12 protein-coding genes and 1 riboswitch are annotated in these 15,085 nt (G+C 62.8%); of the genes, 10 read left to right on the forward strand and 2 right to left on the reverse strand.

Translation table 11 applies throughout. The features are described from left to right. Positions 1 to 149: 149 nt before the first annotated feature. The 3 genes from SR3_RS08460 (at position 150) to SR3_RS08470 (ending at position 2,421) form a co-directional block, all read left to right on the forward strand. On the forward strand, positions 150 to 347 hold the full coding sequence (locus SR3_RS08460; RefSeq protein ID WP_068083680.1) for a zinc-finger domain-containing protein: 198 nt from the start codon (positions 150 to 152) through the stop codon (positions 345 to 347). A gap of 61 nt (positions 348 to 408) precedes the next feature. Continuing rightward, a complete protein-coding gene (gene tldD / locus SR3_RS08465) occupies positions 409 to 1,836 on the forward strand; it encodes a metalloprotease TldD (RefSeq protein WP_068083684.1) in 1,428 nt (475 codons plus the stop codon). A 153-nt stretch (positions 1,837 to 1,989) separates the two neighbouring features. Next, entirely contained in the window at positions 1,990 to 2,421 is a 432-nt protein-coding gene (locus SR3_RS08470) for a hypothetical protein (protein ID WP_245653828.1), read from the forward strand. 4 nt (positions 2,422 to 2,425) lie between these two features. On the opposite strand, the gene SR3_RS08475 is transcribed toward SR3_RS08470, so the two are convergent. Beyond that, positions 2,426 to 4,114: a thiamine pyrophosphate-binding protein gene (locus SR3_RS08475; protein ID WP_068083687.1), complete on the reverse strand. Its 1,689-nt coding sequence runs from the start codon at positions 4,112 to 4,114 to the stop codon at positions 2,426 to 2,428. 123 nt (positions 4,115 to 4,237) lie between these two features. Further along, a riboswitch (yybP-ykoY riboswitch) is annotated at positions 4,238 to 4,406 on the forward strand. A 15-nt stretch (positions 4,407 to 4,421) separates the two neighbouring features. Here SR3_RS08475 and SR3_RS08480 point away from each other — a divergent pair. From SR3_RS08480 to SR3_RS08495, 4 genes are all read left to right on the forward strand, one after another. Continuing rightward, positions 4,422 to 5,444, forward strand: coding sequence for a sodium:calcium antiporter (locus SR3_RS08480; RefSeq protein WP_068083690.1), 1,023 nt, complete (start codon positions 4,422 to 4,424; stop codon positions 5,442 to 5,444). 141 nt (positions 5,445 to 5,585) lie between these two features. Further along, the gene (locus SR3_RS08485) at positions 5,586 to 6,377 is read left to right on the forward strand and encodes a TadE/TadG family type IV pilus assembly protein (protein ID WP_157098716.1); all 792 of its coding nucleotides are present in this window, start codon (positions 5,586 to 5,588) and stop codon (positions 6,375 to 6,377) included. Beyond that, positions 6,371 to 6,952, forward strand: a complete 582-nt coding sequence (locus SR3_RS08490; protein WP_068083697.1) for a TadE/TadG family type IV pilus assembly protein — start codon at positions 6,371 to 6,373, stop codon at positions 6,950 to 6,952. The genes SR3_RS08485 and SR3_RS08490 overlap by 7 nt, the downstream gene beginning before the upstream one ends. A gap of 29 nt (positions 6,953 to 6,981) precedes the next feature. After that, a complete protein-coding gene (locus tag SR3_RS08495) occupies positions 6,982 to 8,706 on the forward strand; it encodes a pilus assembly protein TadG-related protein (protein ID WP_068083700.1) in 1,725 nt (574 codons plus the stop codon). 157 nt (positions 8,707 to 8,863) lie between these two features. On the opposite strand, the gene SR3_RS08500 is transcribed toward SR3_RS08495, so the two are convergent. Beyond that, entirely contained in the window at positions 8,864 to 9,736 is an 873-nt protein-coding gene (locus tag SR3_RS08500; RefSeq protein ID WP_068083706.1) for a MipA/OmpV family protein, read from the reverse strand. 213 nt (positions 9,737 to 9,949) lie between these two features. On the opposite strand from SR3_RS08500, the gene SR3_RS08505 reads away from it, so the two are divergent. The 3 genes from SR3_RS08505 (at position 9,950) to SR3_RS08515 (ending at position 15,030) form a co-directional block, all read left to right on the forward strand. Beyond that, entirely contained in the window at positions 9,950 to 10,486 is a 537-nt protein-coding gene (locus SR3_RS08505) for a hypothetical protein (protein WP_157098717.1), read from the forward strand. 765 nt (positions 10,487 to 11,251) lie between these two features. After that, positions 11,252 to 14,176: a class I SAM-dependent DNA methyltransferase gene (locus SR3_RS08510; RefSeq protein WP_068083711.1), complete on the forward strand. Its 2,925-nt coding sequence runs from the start codon at positions 11,252 to 11,254 to the stop codon at positions 14,174 to 14,176. Positions 14,177 to 14,220: 44 nt separating this feature from the next. Beyond that, on the forward strand, positions 14,221 to 15,030 hold the full coding sequence (locus SR3_RS08515; protein ID WP_068083714.1) for an IS5 family transposase: 810 nt from the start codon (positions 14,221 to 14,223) through the stop codon (positions 15,028 to 15,030). Positions 15,031 to 15,085: the final 55 nt, after the last annotated feature.

The raw sequence follows: 15,085 nt of genomic DNA on the forward strand, positions 1-15,085 counted from the left end.
TAACGGATTGAAAGGGGGCGGGGCCGCGCAGGTGAGGCAGTTCGGCAGAATTGTGTCAGGCGGGCGGATTATGCGGGTGGTGGCGCTCCTGCTTTTTACGACCAAATGACGGTGGAAATGGCCCGCGCCTGCTGCTATCGGCATGGGCCATGAGCACGCAGCCCGAAACCGTCACCACTCACTCCCACCGCGTCAGCTGCGACGGGGCGACCGCCATCCGCACCACCGGGGGCTACACGCCGTCCGCGCTGGGCCACCCCAAGGTCTATCTGGAGATCGACGAGAAGGGCTTCGTCGAATGCCCCTATTGCGACAAGCGCTTCGTTCTCGCCGAAAGCGCTCACTGATCCACCGATACCACAGGCCTGCCCACTGGCGCGGCAGGCCTGCCAAGCCTATATCGGCGTGATGACCTCTTCCGCCGATCCTCGCTCGCTCCTCTACCGTTCCGGCCAGCTGTCCCCCGATGAGGCGCGCCAACTGGCCCGTCAGACGCTGAGCGCCTGCGACGATGGCGAGTTGTTCCTGCAATTCGTCGCCTCCGAAAGCTTCACCTTCGACGACGGACGGCTGAAGACCGCCGATTACAGCCGCAATGCGGGCTTCGGCCTGCGCGGCGTTTCGGGCGAGATGACCGGCTTTGCTCATGCCAACGAAATCTCCGCCGCCGCCATTGCCCGCGCCGGGGAAACGCTGAGCCTGCTCGATCCGGCCAGGGGCCCGCTGGCCGCGCCTCCGCTGCGCACCAACCGCCATCTCTACACCGATGCCTCGCCGCTCGACGGGATCGACTTCGCCCGCAAGGTGGCGCTGCTCGAGGCCATCGATGCCGCCGCCCGCGCCCGCGACCCGCGCGTGGTGCAGGTGACAGCGCATATCACCGGCAGCTGGAGCGTGGTGGAAATCGTCCGCCCCGACGCCGAGCCGATCACCGACATCCGCCCGCTGGTGCGCCTGAACATCTCCATCGTCGCCGAACAGAACGGGCGGCGCGAGAGCGGCAGCTTCGGCATGGGCGGTCGCTATCTCTACGACGACCTTTTCGACCCCGCCGTGTGGAATCGCGGCATCGACGACGCGCTGCGTCAGGCGCTGGTCAATCTGGAGGCCGTTGCCGCCCCGGCGGGCGAATTCCCCGTGCTGCTGGCCCCCGGCTGGCCCGGCATCCTGCTGCATGAGGCCGTGGGCCACGGACTGGAGGGCGATTTCAACCGCAAGGGCACCAGCGCCTTCTCGGGCCGCATCGGCGAGCGGGTGGCCGCGCCCGGCGTCACCGTGGTGGACGATGGCTCGCTCCATGCCCGGCGCGGCTCGCTCTCGATCGACGACGAGGGCACGCCGACTCAGGAAAATGTGCTGATCGAGGACGGCATCCTCAAGGGCTATATCCATGACCGCCTGAGCGCCCGGCTGATGGGCATGGCGCCCACCGGCAATGGCCGCCGCGAAAGCTTCGCCCATGCCCCCATGCCGCGCATGACCAACACCTATATGCGCGCGGGGAATGATGATCCGGCGGAGCTGCTGAGCCGCGTGAAGAACGGCATCTTCGCCAAGAGTTTCGGCGGCGGCCAGGTGGACATCACCAGCGGCAAATTCGTCTTCTCCTGCACCGAGGCCTATCGCGTCGAGAACGGCAAGCTGGGCGCGCCGATCAAGGGCGCCACGCTGATCGGCGACGGCCCCTCGGTGCTGACCCGCGTGCTGGGTCTGGGCACCGATATGGAGCTGGACGAGGGCGTGGGCCTGTGCGGCAAGGGCGGCCAGTCCGTGGCGGCGGGCGTGGGCCAGCCCACCGTGCTGGTCGAGGCGCTGACGGTGGGTGGCACCGCTTAAGGCGGCAGAAGGAAGCCCGTAAATCCGCGCCTTTTCAGCCCTCATTCAGCATTGACGGTGTAAGCGTAAAGGCGGAAAAGAAACACGACCGAGACGGCGATCCGCCCCGGCCTTCCTGCGGTTTCCCCCCGCCGTTTTGAAAGGTCATACCCGATGAACCGCTCCACTTTCGCCCGTGCGCTGATGGCCTGCTCGGCAGGCGCCTTGCTGCTGGCCCAGCCGGTTTCGGCCCGTGAGGAGCTGACCGGCGAACAGCAGCTCACCAAGCTGCTGGGCAATCGCGTGCCCGGCAAGCCTGTCAGCTGCATCAATCTGATGGACGCCACCAACACCACCATCATCGACAAGACGGCCATCGTCTATTCGGCGGGCGCGGGCGTCTATTACGTCAACCGTCCGCAATGGCCCGAGCAGCTGGACGATGATTCGATCCTGGTCACCAAGACCTGGGGCAGCCAGCTGTGCCGCCTCGACATGGTGCAGCTGCATGACCGCAGCGGCGGTTTCTGGCGCGGCACGGTGGGGCTGAACGATTTCGTGCCTTATCGCATGCCGCCCAAGGACAAGGCGGCGAAGCACGGCTGACCGGTCAGCGCGCGGGAGCCATCCCGTCGGAATACCAGCTGGCCAGTTCGCCCCAGCCGGGCAGATCGCGGCCATTGGCCTGCGCATCGACCGCCACATGAATCACCACCGGGCCTTGCGCCGCTTGCGCTGCGGCAAAGGCGGCGGGGAGATCTGCGGCATCCTCCACATGGATACCCTCCGCGCCGAAACCCCGGGCGATCCGGTCGAAACGCGTGGCCTTGCTCCATAGCGCGCCGGGGCGCGGAGCGTCCTCTCCCGACTGCTGACGATAGGCCGCCGCTTCCAGCCCCCATTGATGATCGGCAGCCACCACGCAGACGATCTTCAACCCCAGCCGCACCGCTGTTTCCAACTCGGCGCCATGAAACAGCAGCGCGGAATCGCCGGTGAGCAACCACGCCGGGCGCGGGGCCATCCCCATCGCCCTTTCCGCCGCCAGAGCGCCGATGGCATAGGGCAGGCCCGTGCCCAGATGAGCAAAGGCGCGGCTCCACAGCACGCCGCCCTCATGCGTGCCGCCGCGCGAAAGCTGGAACAGCACCCCTGCCCCGCCGTCGCGCACCAGCAGCGCGTCGCGCGGCAGAGCCTCCATGGCCTCGCTGACCAGCCTTGCGGGGTGGATGGGCGCGGCGGGGTGGGCTTGCGCGGCGTCATCCCATGCCACCACGCGCGCGGCCTCGGCCTGTTGCCAGCCGGGCAGGTCGACCCTCGTATTCAGCTTGGGAAGCTGCTGCTCCAGCAAACGAAGCGTCAGTTCAGCCTCGCCGGTCAGAGTGAGATCGATGGGGCGGTTGGCCTCCGGGGCTTCCCGATCCGCCGTGATGGCGATCCAGCGGCGCGCCTCATCTCCGGCTTTCCAGTGGCGACGGCGACCGAAATGCACCGTCTCGCCCAGCGCCGTGCCCACGGCCAGCACCAGATCGGACCGGGCGATAACCTCTCCCGCCACCGGGGAGAAGGCATAGGGAAAGCACTGCGGCCCCAGCCCGGGCAGCGCCGAAGCGCCGGGCGTCAACACAACCGGACAGCCCAGACGCCGCGCAAAACTGGCAGCCGCCGCGCGCGCCGCCGTGCTCAGCCCATGGCCGACCAGCAGCATGGGCGCCCTCGCCTGTTCGAGCAGGAAAGCGGCCTGCGCCAGCGTCTGCGGTTCGGGCGTGGCAGAGGTGGGCAGCGGCAGGATGGTGGTTTCGGCCTGCCCCAGCATGGCGGGGAAGGCGCAATCGAGATAGGCCGGGCCGGGCGTGCCGCTCAGCGCGGCATCCAGCGCCTCGGCGATGGTCTGGATCGCGTGCTTCGGGTCTTCGATCCGCGCGGCATGCTTCACCACGCCGGCCACCATCGCCATCTGGTCGCCATATTGGAAACGCCCGCGCAGCTGCGGTTCGCGCAAGGCCCCGCGCGCGCCGCCCAGAAACAGCACCGGCGCTTTTTCCGCCAGAGCGCAGGCCATGGCGGGCAGCGCATTGGCCACCCCCGGCCCGGGCGACAGCGCTACCGCCACCGGCGCGCCGGTGAGCCGCGCCGCCGCCTCGGCCATAAAGCCGCCCGCCGCCTCGTGATGGGGCGAGAGCAGGGTGAAACCGCGCTGCTGCGCGCGCTGGAACAGCGCCAGAAAGGCCGGATCGGGAATGCCGACAAGGCAGCGCCCGCCGCGCGCCTCCAGCGCATCGAGGATCGCATCCGCCATGCCTGTCTGCCTCACCATTGCGTCCTCTGCCCTTACGGTTGAACAGCGGCTTGAACCGGCATCGCGCCGCCGCGTCAACCGATTACCGCAAGCTTGACAAACCACCTGCCGCAAGGCAGATGCGCCCCGCTTCCTGGGGAGTAGTCGCCCGCGCTTCTGACATGCGGGGTTCGCGTCAACACACTTGGCTTTCAGCCATGGCGCGCACGGCCTGACCGGCTTGACGAGACCATGAATGAGCACGTGTCCGGGCCGGGCATGGGCTGCATTCATGCGTTCTGTCTTCCGGCCCCGGAGTTTTATACCCATGTCCGCGACCTTACTGGCCATCTGGCCGAACATCGCCCTGCTGCTGGGATCAGCCGTGGTGATCTATCTGGCCTGCGAGTTCTTCGTGAACGGCGTGGAATGGGTCGGCCAGAAGATGGCGGTGGGGCAAAAGGCCACCGGCACCATTCTGGCAGCCTTCGGCACCGCCCTGCCCGAAAGCGTGGTGACGCTGGTGGCCGTGGCCTTTGGCGCGGGGGCAGCGTCCAAGGAACTGGGCGTGGGCGCGGCGTTGGGCGGCCCCTTGGCGCTCTCCACCATTGCCTATGCCACGGTGGGCTTTTCGCTGATCCTGTGCGGGCGGCATCTGCCCGTCACCGCCGCCGTGCGCGAGGAGTTCAGGCGCCTCAGCAAGGATCAGGTCTGGTTCATGGCGATCTTCGCCGCCAAGATCCTGCTGGGCGTGCTGGTCTTTGCGTGGAAGCCCTGGCTGGGTCTGGCGTTCCTTGCCGCCTATGCCTTCTATGTCCGTCAGGAAATGTCGGGCGAGAGCGAGGATGAAGAGGAAGAGCTGGAGCCGCTGAAGTTCCAGCCCAAAAGCGCCGAACCCGCCACCGCCATGGCCCTGTTCCAGACTCTGGCCGCGCTGGTGGTGATCTTCTTCGCCTCGCGCACGTTCGTGGCCCAGCTGGAGCATCTGGGCCCGGCGCTGGGCCTGCGCCCGCAATTGCTGGCGCTGCTGCTCAGCCCCATCGCCACCGAACTGCCCGAAACGATGAATGCCGTGATCTGGGTGAGGCAGGGCAAGTACCGTCTGGCGCTGGCCAACATTTCCGGCGCGATGATGATTCAGGCCACCATCCCCACCGCGCTGGGCCTGTTCTTCACCCCCTGGCACCTGAGCGCGCCCCTGCTGGTGGCCGCCGCCGCCACGATGAGCGCCATCCTGATCATGGCCATCGCCTTTGCGCGCGGGGCGATCAGCCGCTGGCTGCTGGCTGGCATGGGACTGCTCTATCCGATCTTCGCGCTGGTGATCGCCGTGCTGCATCTGGCGGGCTGAGCGGGCAGCAGGCGGCGAGGGCGGACCTGAACGCAGGCCTGCTCTCGCCCGCGCAGGGCCAATATAAAAAGATTATAAAAATCTTGAAAAGCTTTCACCGCCTTAACCGTATATTTGCAGAAGCCGGGCCATTTCGAAGGCATGACGCTCCCCCGGCCTGCCCCCCACCCCGGCCTGCGAATCGCCTCCCGCCTGCCTGAATTCGCAACGAAATTCACGCGGCGGGCGCGGCGGCGGCTGACGCGACTGCGCAAGGCGCAGGAGGGCGGCGTGGCCATCGAATTCGCCCTTGTCGCCCCAGCCTTTATTGCGCTGGTGCTGGGTATTCTCCACATAGCACTGATCTATCTGGCCCAGCAGGGGCTGGAAAGCGCGGTGGAGAATGCCTCGCGTCTGGTGATGACCGGCTCGATCCAGAGCCTGACGGTCTCGGGCCAGACCAGCCCGGGCCTGACCAAGGCCAGCGATTTCAAAAGCGCGGTCTGCAACGGCATTTCCGGCAAAAGCGCCGACACCGACGCCAATGGCAACCCCATCGCCGTCAGCTATGCCGGATCGCTGCCGCCCTTCCTGAGCTGCGACCGGCTGACGGTGAATGTGCAGGTGGTGCCCACCGGCTGCGCATCGCCCACCATCACCGCGCCCACCTTAACCTACGACTCGAAAAGCGGCACGCTGACCGGCAGCAGCGCCGGTTACGGCACCATCAGCTGCGATGGCAAGACCAATGACGGCACCGGCATCGGCAGCACGCAGGGCAAGCTGGTGATCATGCAGCTGGCCTATCTCTGGCCCACGGTGGCCGGGCCGCTGGGGCTCAATTTCACCAACCCGTCCTATGGCAACAACCGCATGATTCTGGCGACCTACACGTTCACCGTCGAACAGTATCTGTGCCCGGTCGACAGCACGGGGGCGACCAAGACATGCTGAGGCGGCTGCTCCACAATGAGAGCGGCGTGGCCATGGTGGAATTCGCCATCGTGCTGCCCGTGCTGATCACGCTGTTCGTGAGCAGCTATGTGCTGTCCGACATGATCTCCTGCCACCGCAAGGTGACGGCCACCACCCGCGCGCTGACCGATCTGGCCAGCCGCAGCATATCGCCCACCAGCACGCCCGACACCAGCACCGTCACCACCTATATGAGCAGCGCGCAGCTGGTGATGACCCCCTTCGACACCACCAAGGCCACTGTCCAGATCGCGCAATTGCGCATCTGCGACACCTCTCACGCCTATGTGGTGTGGAGCCAGGCGCAAACCGGCAGCAGCGCGGTCACCCCCTCGCTCAAGGCCGGAGCGGTGGTCGACGTGCCGTCCGGGGTTATCAGTTCCTTCATGGTGCCCACCACCAGCAACGCCTGCGCCACCGGCGTGGCGGGCACCTCCGGCGCCTATCTGTTCTATGGTCAGGTCAGCTACGTCTACACGCCGGTGATCACCTACATGCGCAGTCTGGGCACCACCATGGCCGACCAGATCTACATGAGCCCCCGGCTCAACTGACGTTTCCCGAAAAAAGGCACAGCCCCCCGATGCCCTCCCTGCCTGCCCGCCTGCCCGCTCACTGGCCCGACCGCCTTGTCGCCTTCCTGCGCCGCCTGCGCGCCGACCGGCGCGGCAATGTGCTGCTGATGATGGGGGCCGCCTTGCCGCTGCTGCTGCTGGCGGTGGGCTTCGGCATCGATTACGCCCGCGCGCAAAGGCTGCAGACCAAGCTGGACGCCGCCGCCGACGCCGCCGCCCTGGCCACGGTGGACCCCACGCTGCTGAACATCGACAATACGAACGGGCAGGTGAGCGCCGCCGCCGAAGCCATGTTCGACCAACAGGTCAAGGGGTTGGCCGGGCTGACCGTGATCTCGCGCCATGCCGATGTGAATGACAAGGCCGGGGGCAGTCTGGCCACCTTGCGCAAGACTACCTTCACCTACACCGCCACCTCGGCCAACCTGTTCAGCGGCGTTCTGAGGATGACCAATCTGACGATCGGCGGTTCGGCGGTGGCCAGCGCCTCCACCCCGCCCAGCATGAATTTCTACATCGCGATGGACAATTCGCCCTCGATGCTGCTGCCCACCACCCAGACCGGCATCGACAATCTGAAGGCGGGCGCCTGGTGGACGGGCGAGCCCTATTACTTCAGCGGCGGCTCCCATGGCTGTGACTTTGCCTGCCACGCCACCAACATGCATGAATGGAACGCGGGCGTTTACGTGCTCGATGCCAGCCAGAACAGCATCTACCTCAACAATCAGAGCAATTCCGGCACGGTGCCTTTCTACCGCCTGTCATGCGCCGGCGTCCTGACCGACAGCAACAACGCCAGCGTGGGAACGAATGGCGTTCTGGTGAACGGCACCGGCAAGAGCGCCTCGAACGTCCCGACCTATTGCAACTACACCAAGACCATGAATCAGGCCAGAAATCCGGCGGATAATCCGGTCTACATCAAATACACGCCGACCGGTTCCAGCACCACCAGCTATCTGTCGGTGAATTATCCGGACACATTCTGGCTGGCGCAGAACTACACCTCCGTCAATCCGGGCGCCGCGCCGATCACGCTGCGCACCGATGCCGAGCGCGATGCCGCCGTGAACCTGATCCAATATGCCAACACCATCGAACAGCAATATGCCAAGGCCAATGTGCCGCCCATCTACAAGATGCAGTTCTACACCTTCAACGCCAGCGGCACGCTGGGGGCTTTGTCGACCGATCCCTTCGGCACGATGACCGATGTGTCCAAGCTGCAACTGGGCGCCAATTTCCCGACCGCCTCGTCACTGGTCCCGCTGCTGCCCGCAAGCGGCACCTACACCAGCTTCACCTCGATGCTCAACACCATGATGACCAAGTTCCCCGCCACGGCCGGCACGGGCACCCAGGCATCCCCGCAGAATGTGTTGATCATCATCACGGATGGCGCGGCGGATGAAACCTCTCCCTATCAGCAGTTCACCGATGCCAATGTTGCGCAATGCACCAAGATCAAAACGGATTCCAAGTATAAGGTGAAGATCGCTGTCCTTTACACGCAATACATCAAGGAAACGGTCAATTACACCAACAACACCGGCTTCAACAATTTCGCCGCCAACAACATTCCCTATATTCAGCAGCAGCTGCAGGCCTGCTCCACCCAGAACTCGGACGGCACCTATCTGATGCAGACCGTCAGCACCGGCGGCGATATTTCCGCCGCGCTCAACACGCTGTTCGCCATGGCGGTGCAGTCCGCGCGGCTGGTGCAGTAAGAGACTGTTTGGAAATCCGGCGAAGCCGGATTGACGGCACCAGCCCTCTCCCCCACCCGCCCACCCATAGAATACTGCCGTTGGGTGGCCGGGCGGGAGAGAGGGCTGGTACCGCACTGAAAATGCGCTTTCGCGCATGTTCCAAACCGGCTCTAGGTCAGAAGGTGAAGGCGATCCCCGCGCCGCCCACCAATTGCGTGGGCGAGCCGCGGATCGCCGTATAGGGATTGTCACGCGCGTCGCCCAGCAGCCGCGTGTAACCCGCGATCCCCACCAGCGAGAACCCGCCCTTGCGCAGATCGCCCGAGAGCGAATAGCCCATCACCAGCGTCGCCCCCACGCTGGCCCAGCCACCCTTGGCGCGATAGAGCGGCAACCCGCTGTCGAGGCTCTGCGTGGGCGAGACCGAATAGTAATAATCGGCGTAATCGGCGTTCACATGCTTGGCCGAAACCGCCAGAGCCACCACCAGCGCCTTGCTGAGCGGCGTGAGATAGCTGAGCGAGGGCGACACCTGCATGCCGCCATGGGGCCCATGCACATCCCATTTCACATCCACCGCCGCCGACAGGCTGTCATGGCCGTCCAGCACGCGGTAGAGCGTCACCCCGGTGCTGGCGCCCACCGCAATGTCCGCGTCCAGCCGCCCGGCGGCGCGCACCACGGAGTCGACGATATGCCGGTCGCGGTTGGCCGAATAGGTCGCGGTCGGGCCCAGCATGAAGCCCACCTTGGCCCCTTTGGGATCGGGAATGAAATCCAGCGCCAGACCGCCCGAGCGCGGGTTGATCGCCACGCCGCCCACCTTCCCCTGAATGGCGGGAATGGGGAAGACCACATAATCGTCCGAACCCTCATAGCTGGGGCCGATCACCGCGCCGCCGCCAACGGTCAGATAATTGCCCTCCAGCACATTCTTTTCAGGGGCGGGGGCCGCCGGGGCCGGGTCGCTCTGCGCCCATGCCGCGACGGGCGTGAGAGCAAGACAGGTTCCGGCCAGACCATAAAGGCAACAATGGATTAGGCGCATGCGTTCTCCCCCGCAGGTTTCATCTTGAAATGCGCGAGGATGCGCGATGTTGCGCCCGCTTGGTCGCCAACTGCGACCGCCCTGCCCCCGCCCTTGCCCAAGGCCAGCCTTTGTTACCGGCTCCCTAGGGAATGAGCCCTGAGAGCGGTGCAAGCGATGCTTGACCCCTGTGGCTTATCCTTGGCGTCAACTGGCAGGAAGGAGTCGGGGCCCATGAAAGTGGCGATGATCTGTGGTTTGGGGCTGCTGTCCTCCGTGCTGCTGCCCGCCAGCATCGGGGCATCGGGCCTGCTGGGCGCGCTTGAGGGGCCGCCCCCCTCCTGCGACGCGCCCGAGGTGAAGATCGCCCTGCTCGACCAGATCTATGGCCGCGCCCTGAGCAACGCGCGCCGCACCCCCGGGTTTGCGTTGCGGCAAGGGCGGGATGGGCAGGCCAGCCTGTTCGAGCAGCTGGACGATCTGCGCAACAAGCCGCTGCTGCTGATCGAGGCCTCGGTGGAACGGGGGCAGGCGCAGGGACGGGCGCAAGGGTCTGGGCATCGCCGCCTCTCCTGCCGGGCGACGCTGGCCTATCGCCTCGCGGGCCATGCCGCCTCCCCGTCCGGCAGCAGCGGCCCGGCGCAGGTGAGCTTCACCGCCGCCACCAACCGCAAGCTGGGCGAAACCACCGTCAGCCTGCAAAGCGGCTGGCAGGAGCCTGTCGCGCTGGTGCAAGGCATGGCGCTGGACCGCTATCTTCACGAAAGCTGAGCGCAACGCCGGTTCCGGCCGATCCGCCGCTATGCGCCGAGGCAACCGCTGGGGGAATGGCCGCGAAACGTGCCGTCCGTTGCGATGATGCCGATAAGCGCGGCCATGGTGGCGATGACGGGCTCGAATTACTCAAGCAATATACTGATTTACATAATTTATTTCGCCACTTGGCGAGAATTATGGCCCCGCCGGGACCGCCAAGCTTTCACACTGCAATGTGAATTGCATTTTAGGGGATCACATTTAGCATCACAACGTCCCATTAAATGCGAGAAAGGCTCATAACCTGCTGCAGGCATCGCCAAGTGATTCGTGCTTCCGGGAAACACTTTTCACCTCCACCTTTACACGACTGCCATCTACCCAACGCAAAATAGCAAGTCAGTCCGCAGATCTGCAGCTTAATCCTCCGAGAAGCATCTCCGAATCTTGTCCTAGATCACCGAAATTCGTAAAAAACAGAATGGCACTACCTGGGACATTGCTGCCGGTCAGTGCTGCGCACTGAAACATCCAGTTACGCCGAAACCGACCATTCCCGGAGCCACATAATCCACCTCGCTTTTGTTTGGGCTTGAGACCGACCGGAACGTCGCCTTCGGGTTGCTTCGCGACGCTTGCCTGTCATCTGTACATTGGTGAAAACGGACTCGAAAATAGATTTATAAGCTGGGCGGCGCGGCTCCTAGCTGCCTCCTCGTGCTACCTTGCTTTTGAACGTTCAGCAGTCCAAACATCCTCCATGATTAACAAGCAGATCTTATGCGCCTGAGTTGGGCTGAAATCCGTGCCAACGCTGCTCGCTTTAGCGAGGATTGGAAGGAAAAGGGTTATGAGAAGGGGCAAACGCAGACCTTCTATGACGAGTTTTTCGCCATCTTTGGCGTGCCTCGTAAACAGGTGGCGGTTTACGAACAGCGCATAAAGGCACTTGATTCTGTACGTACCGGCGGCTTCATCGATTTATTTTGGCCCGGGACGCTCATTGTTGAGCAAAAAAGCGTGGGTCGTAACCTCACGCGCGCAATGTCTCAGGCATTGAACTACTATGACTGGCTGCCGGAAGTTCAGCGCCCGCGTTTCGTGATGGTGTGCGACTTTCAGCGGTTTGAACTGGTAGATTTGGAGACGCGCCGCGAGTGGCAGTTCCCGCTTGCCGATCTGAAGCGCCATGTAGAGGCGTTCGGCTTCATTATTGGCGTCCAACCGCGCCTGTTCCGCAACCAATCGCCCGTCAATCGCAAGGCCTCGGAACTTATGGGCCGGCTCCATAATGCGCTGGCAGCTGATGGTTATACGGGGCACAATCTTGAGCGGCTGCTGGTACGGTTGCTATTTATACTGTTTGCCGACGACACAGGTATCTTTGAGCGTAAAGACATGTTTCTCACTTGGCTTGAAGGGCAGACCAGCCCGGACGGCCGTGACCTCGGAGCAAAGCTCGGCTTACTGTTTCAGGTGCTCGACACGCCGCCAGAGAAGCGACAGCACAGCCTTGACGCGGACTTTGCCGAGTTCCCCTACATCAACGGTGAACTATTTCGTGAGCGCATCGACATGCCTGCGTTTGACAACGTCATGCGCAGCATGTTGCTGGATGCCAGCATGTTTAATTGGGGCGAAGTATCGCCGGCTATTTTCGGATCACTTTTTGAGAGCGTCATTGACAGCGTAACACGCCGTAAGCAAGGCGCCCATTACACGCCCGAACAAGCTATCCTGAAGGTGATTGAACCACTATTTCTAGATGACCTCCGCATCGAGTTCGAACGACTAAAGACACTGAAGTCTGGTCGCGAACGCGCTCTCCGAGCATTCCATGATCGTCTAGGCGCTCTCACATTCCTCGATCCGGCCTGCGGCGCGGGCAACTTCCTAGTCGTCGCCTATCGCGAGCTTCGTGAGTTGGAGCGGGAGTTGTTAAAGGAGTTGCTGACGGTTGATGGGAAAGTGGAGTTGGTGACCGACGTTGCCATGCTTTCCCAACTCAACGTTGATCGCTTTTTTGGGATCGAGATAGACGAATTCCCTGCGATGATCGCGCAGGTGGCTCTATGGATGACTGATCACATCGCCAACACCCGGCTAGCGGAGGATTTTGGGCAGCATTACGCTCGTATCCCCCTCGTGACCGCGCCAAGCATCCGTCACGCTGATGCGCTAGAGTTAGATTGGAACGATGTGCTGCCAGCAGAGCGGTGTCACTTTGTGTTTGGCAATCCCCCGTTTGTCGGTTTTGTTATGCGTGGAGAAGTGCAACAACAACAGTTTTCCCGCTTGCTAGCATCGGTCGGTATGACCGGAAAGCGTGTCGATTACGTTGCCGGATGGTTCATTAAGGCAGCACAGTACGCTGATACCAGATATTTAGTACAAACGGGTCCATCTTCTACGTATACCAACAATTCCGCCACTTGGACGAGCACTACGCACCGACTTGAACGCGCAGCTTCGCACATTCGCATCGGCTTCGTTTCGACGAATTCAATTACTCAGGGTGAGCAAGTTTCACAGCTCTGGCCTATTTTGTTCAAAAATGGGATGGAAATTTCTTTTGCCCACCGTACGTTTGTCTGGCCTGGGCGGGCCGCCGTACATTGCGTCATCGTAGGCATGGCTCAGCGCGGCGATGAACCGGTCAAGAAGCGGCTTTTCAGCTACGTTGACGGGAGAGGCGAGCCGCACGAGACGCTCCATCAATCCCTAACTGCCTATCTCTTTGATGCGAAAGAAGCGGATCGACACCTGGTTGTTCGAAGGGAACGTACTTCTCTTTGTCGCGCGCCTCTAATGCGGGTCGGCACCAAACCCGTGGATGGCGGTCACCTCGTCCTTGGCCCAGCAGAACGCGCGGAGCTTCTTGCCGAAGAGCCTATGGCTGATCAAGCGCTGCGGCCATTCATTGGTGGTCACGAGTTTATCAACGGCGCCGATAGGTGGATACTTCATCTTCAAGCGATGTCCGCAAGTGCCATTCGTCAATCGCCTGCTTTGCGTGGGCGGGCGGCAGCTGTCAGACGTTTTCGGCAAGAGAGTGGCGGCACGTTAGCATTATCACTCGCCGATGATCCAACCAGCTATCACGTCACAGTAATTCCCGAAGCACCGTTCCTTGTGATCCCCGAAGTCAGCTCAGAACGGCGTGAGTATATTCCGATTGGCTGGATTGAACCTCCAACGATACCGAGTAACAAACTGTTAGTTGTAGAAGGTGCTAAATTATGGCACTTTGCAGTTCTAACAAGCCGGATTCACATGTCATGGGTGCGTCATATCGGCGGGAGACTGAAAAGCGATTTTCAGTATTCTCCTGGACTTGTTTACAACACCTTTCCTTGGCCTGAAATCTCACCCAATCAACGCGACCAAATTGTAGCGCTTGCGCAAGCAGTTCTCGATGCTCGCGCTTTACCGAAGAATGTTACGTCCACGCTAGCTGACCTATACGATCCCGACACAATGCCTGTAGAGTTGCGTCGCGCACACCGAGAGCTTGATGCTGCTGTTGACCGGCTGTACCGCCGCGCGCCCTTCGGGTCGGATCGTGAGCGGGTAGAGCATCTGTTCATGCTTTACCAGCGGTTGGTTGATCCTCTGCAGAATGAAGGGGTTCGCCAAAACCGCCGCGTCGCGCGCTGGCGACCCAAATCATCGCCCGGTGATGAAGGGCATGAAGAGGATGACTAGAGGCTGTTATGGACTTGGGCGTCTGAATAGATTCAAAGGGTTGGATGGAATTCCCCCGCAAGCCTTATCCGTCAGACGTGTGTGATGAAGAATGGTCGCTGCTGGCGCCGTATCTGACGCTGTTGCCCGAAGATGCAGGCCAGCGCGAACACAGCCTGCGCGAGGTTTTCAATGGCCTGCGCTACATCGTCAAAACAGGCGCGCCCTGGCGCTGGATGCCCAATGACCTGCCGCCCTGGCCGGCGGTCTACCAGCAAACTCAGCGCTGGCTGGCCGCCGGATGCTTCGAGGCGCTGATCGACGATCTGCGGATGGTGCTGCGTCTGGCCGCAGGACGCAATCCAGAGCCGAGCGCGGCCATCATCGACAGCCGCACGCTACGCTCGACACCCGAAAGCGGCGAGCGGGGCGGCTATGACGGGGCCAAGCGCAAGAAAGGCTCCAAGCTGCACATCGCGGTCGATACGCTGGGCCATTTGCTCGCGCTCCATGTCACCCCGGCCAGCGCGCAGGATCGCGGCGAGGTCGAGGCGCTCGCCCGCACAATCCAGGCCGTCACCCAGGACAGCATCGAGATCGCCTGGGTCGATCAGGGCTACACCGGAGCCACCACGGCGCAGGCCGCCGCCCGGCATGGTATCGAACTCAAGGTCGTCAAACTGCCCGAGGCCAAGCGCGGCTTTGTCCTGCTGCCTCGCCGCTGGGTCGTCGAGCGATCCTTTGCATGGGCCACCCGTTTCCGCAGGCTCGTCAAAGATTACGAGCGATACGCCCAAACCCTCGCCGGCCTCCACCTCGTTGCTTTCGCTACCATCATGTCAAAGCAGGCCGTCGCACTGATCGCGGGTTCATAACAGCCTCTAGGGCCTCATGACCTTATGCCCCCGGTGAAGGTTAATTTGGATCGCG

This window comes from Novosphingobium rosa NBRC 15208 (assembly GCF_001598555.1).
GTDB lineage: Bacteria > Pseudomonadota > Alphaproteobacteria > Sphingomonadales > Sphingomonadaceae > Novosphingobium > Novosphingobium rosa.

What these genes read in the sequence shown, in the direction of transcription:
- SR3_RS08470 (WP_245653828.1), top strand. Translation starts at nt 1,990, where the DNA reads ATGAACCGCTCCACTTTCGCCCGTGCGCTGATGGCCTGCTCGGCAGGC.
- SR3_RS08510 (WP_068083711.1), top strand. Translation starts at nt 11,252, where the DNA reads ATGCGCCTGAGTTGGGCTGAAATCCGTGCCAACGCTGCTCGCTTTAGC.
- SR3_RS08485 (WP_157098716.1), top strand. Translation starts at nt 5,586, where the DNA reads ATGACGCTCCCCCGGCCTGCCCCCCACCCCGGCCTGCGAATCGCCTCC.
- SR3_RS08480 (WP_068083690.1), top strand. Translation starts at nt 4,422, where the DNA reads ATGTCCGCGACCTTACTGGCCATCTGGCCGAACATCGCCCTGCTGCTG.
- tldD (WP_068083684.1), top strand. Translation starts at nt 409, where the DNA reads ATGACCTCTTCCGCCGATCCTCGCTCGCTCCTCTACCGTTCCGGCCAG.
- SR3_RS08490 (WP_068083697.1), top strand. Translation starts at nt 6,371, where the DNA reads ATGCTGAGGCGGCTGCTCCACAATGAGAGCGGCGTGGCCATGGTGGAA.
- SR3_RS08460 (WP_068083680.1), top strand. Translation starts at nt 150, where the DNA reads ATGAGCACGCAGCCCGAAACCGTCACCACTCACTCCCACCGCGTCAGC.
- SR3_RS08515 (WP_068083714.1), top strand. Translation starts at nt 14,221, where the DNA reads ATGGAATTCCCCCGCAAGCCTTATCCGTCAGACGTGTGTGATGAAGAA.
- SR3_RS08495 (WP_068083700.1), top strand. Translation starts at nt 6,982, where the DNA reads ATGCCCTCCCTGCCTGCCCGCCTGCCCGCTCACTGGCCCGACCGCCTT.
- SR3_RS08505 (WP_157098717.1), top strand. Translation starts at nt 9,950, where the DNA reads ATGAAAGTGGCGATGATCTGTGGTTTGGGGCTGCTGTCCTCCGTGCTG.
- SR3_RS08500 (WP_068083706.1), bottom strand. Translation starts at nt 9,736, where the DNA reads ATGCGCCTAATCCATTGTTGCCTTTATGGTCTGGCCGGAACCTGTCTT.
- SR3_RS08475 (WP_068083687.1), bottom strand. Translation starts at nt 4,114, where the DNA reads ATGGCGGATGCGATCCTCGATGCGCTGGAGGCGCGCGGCGGGCGCTGC.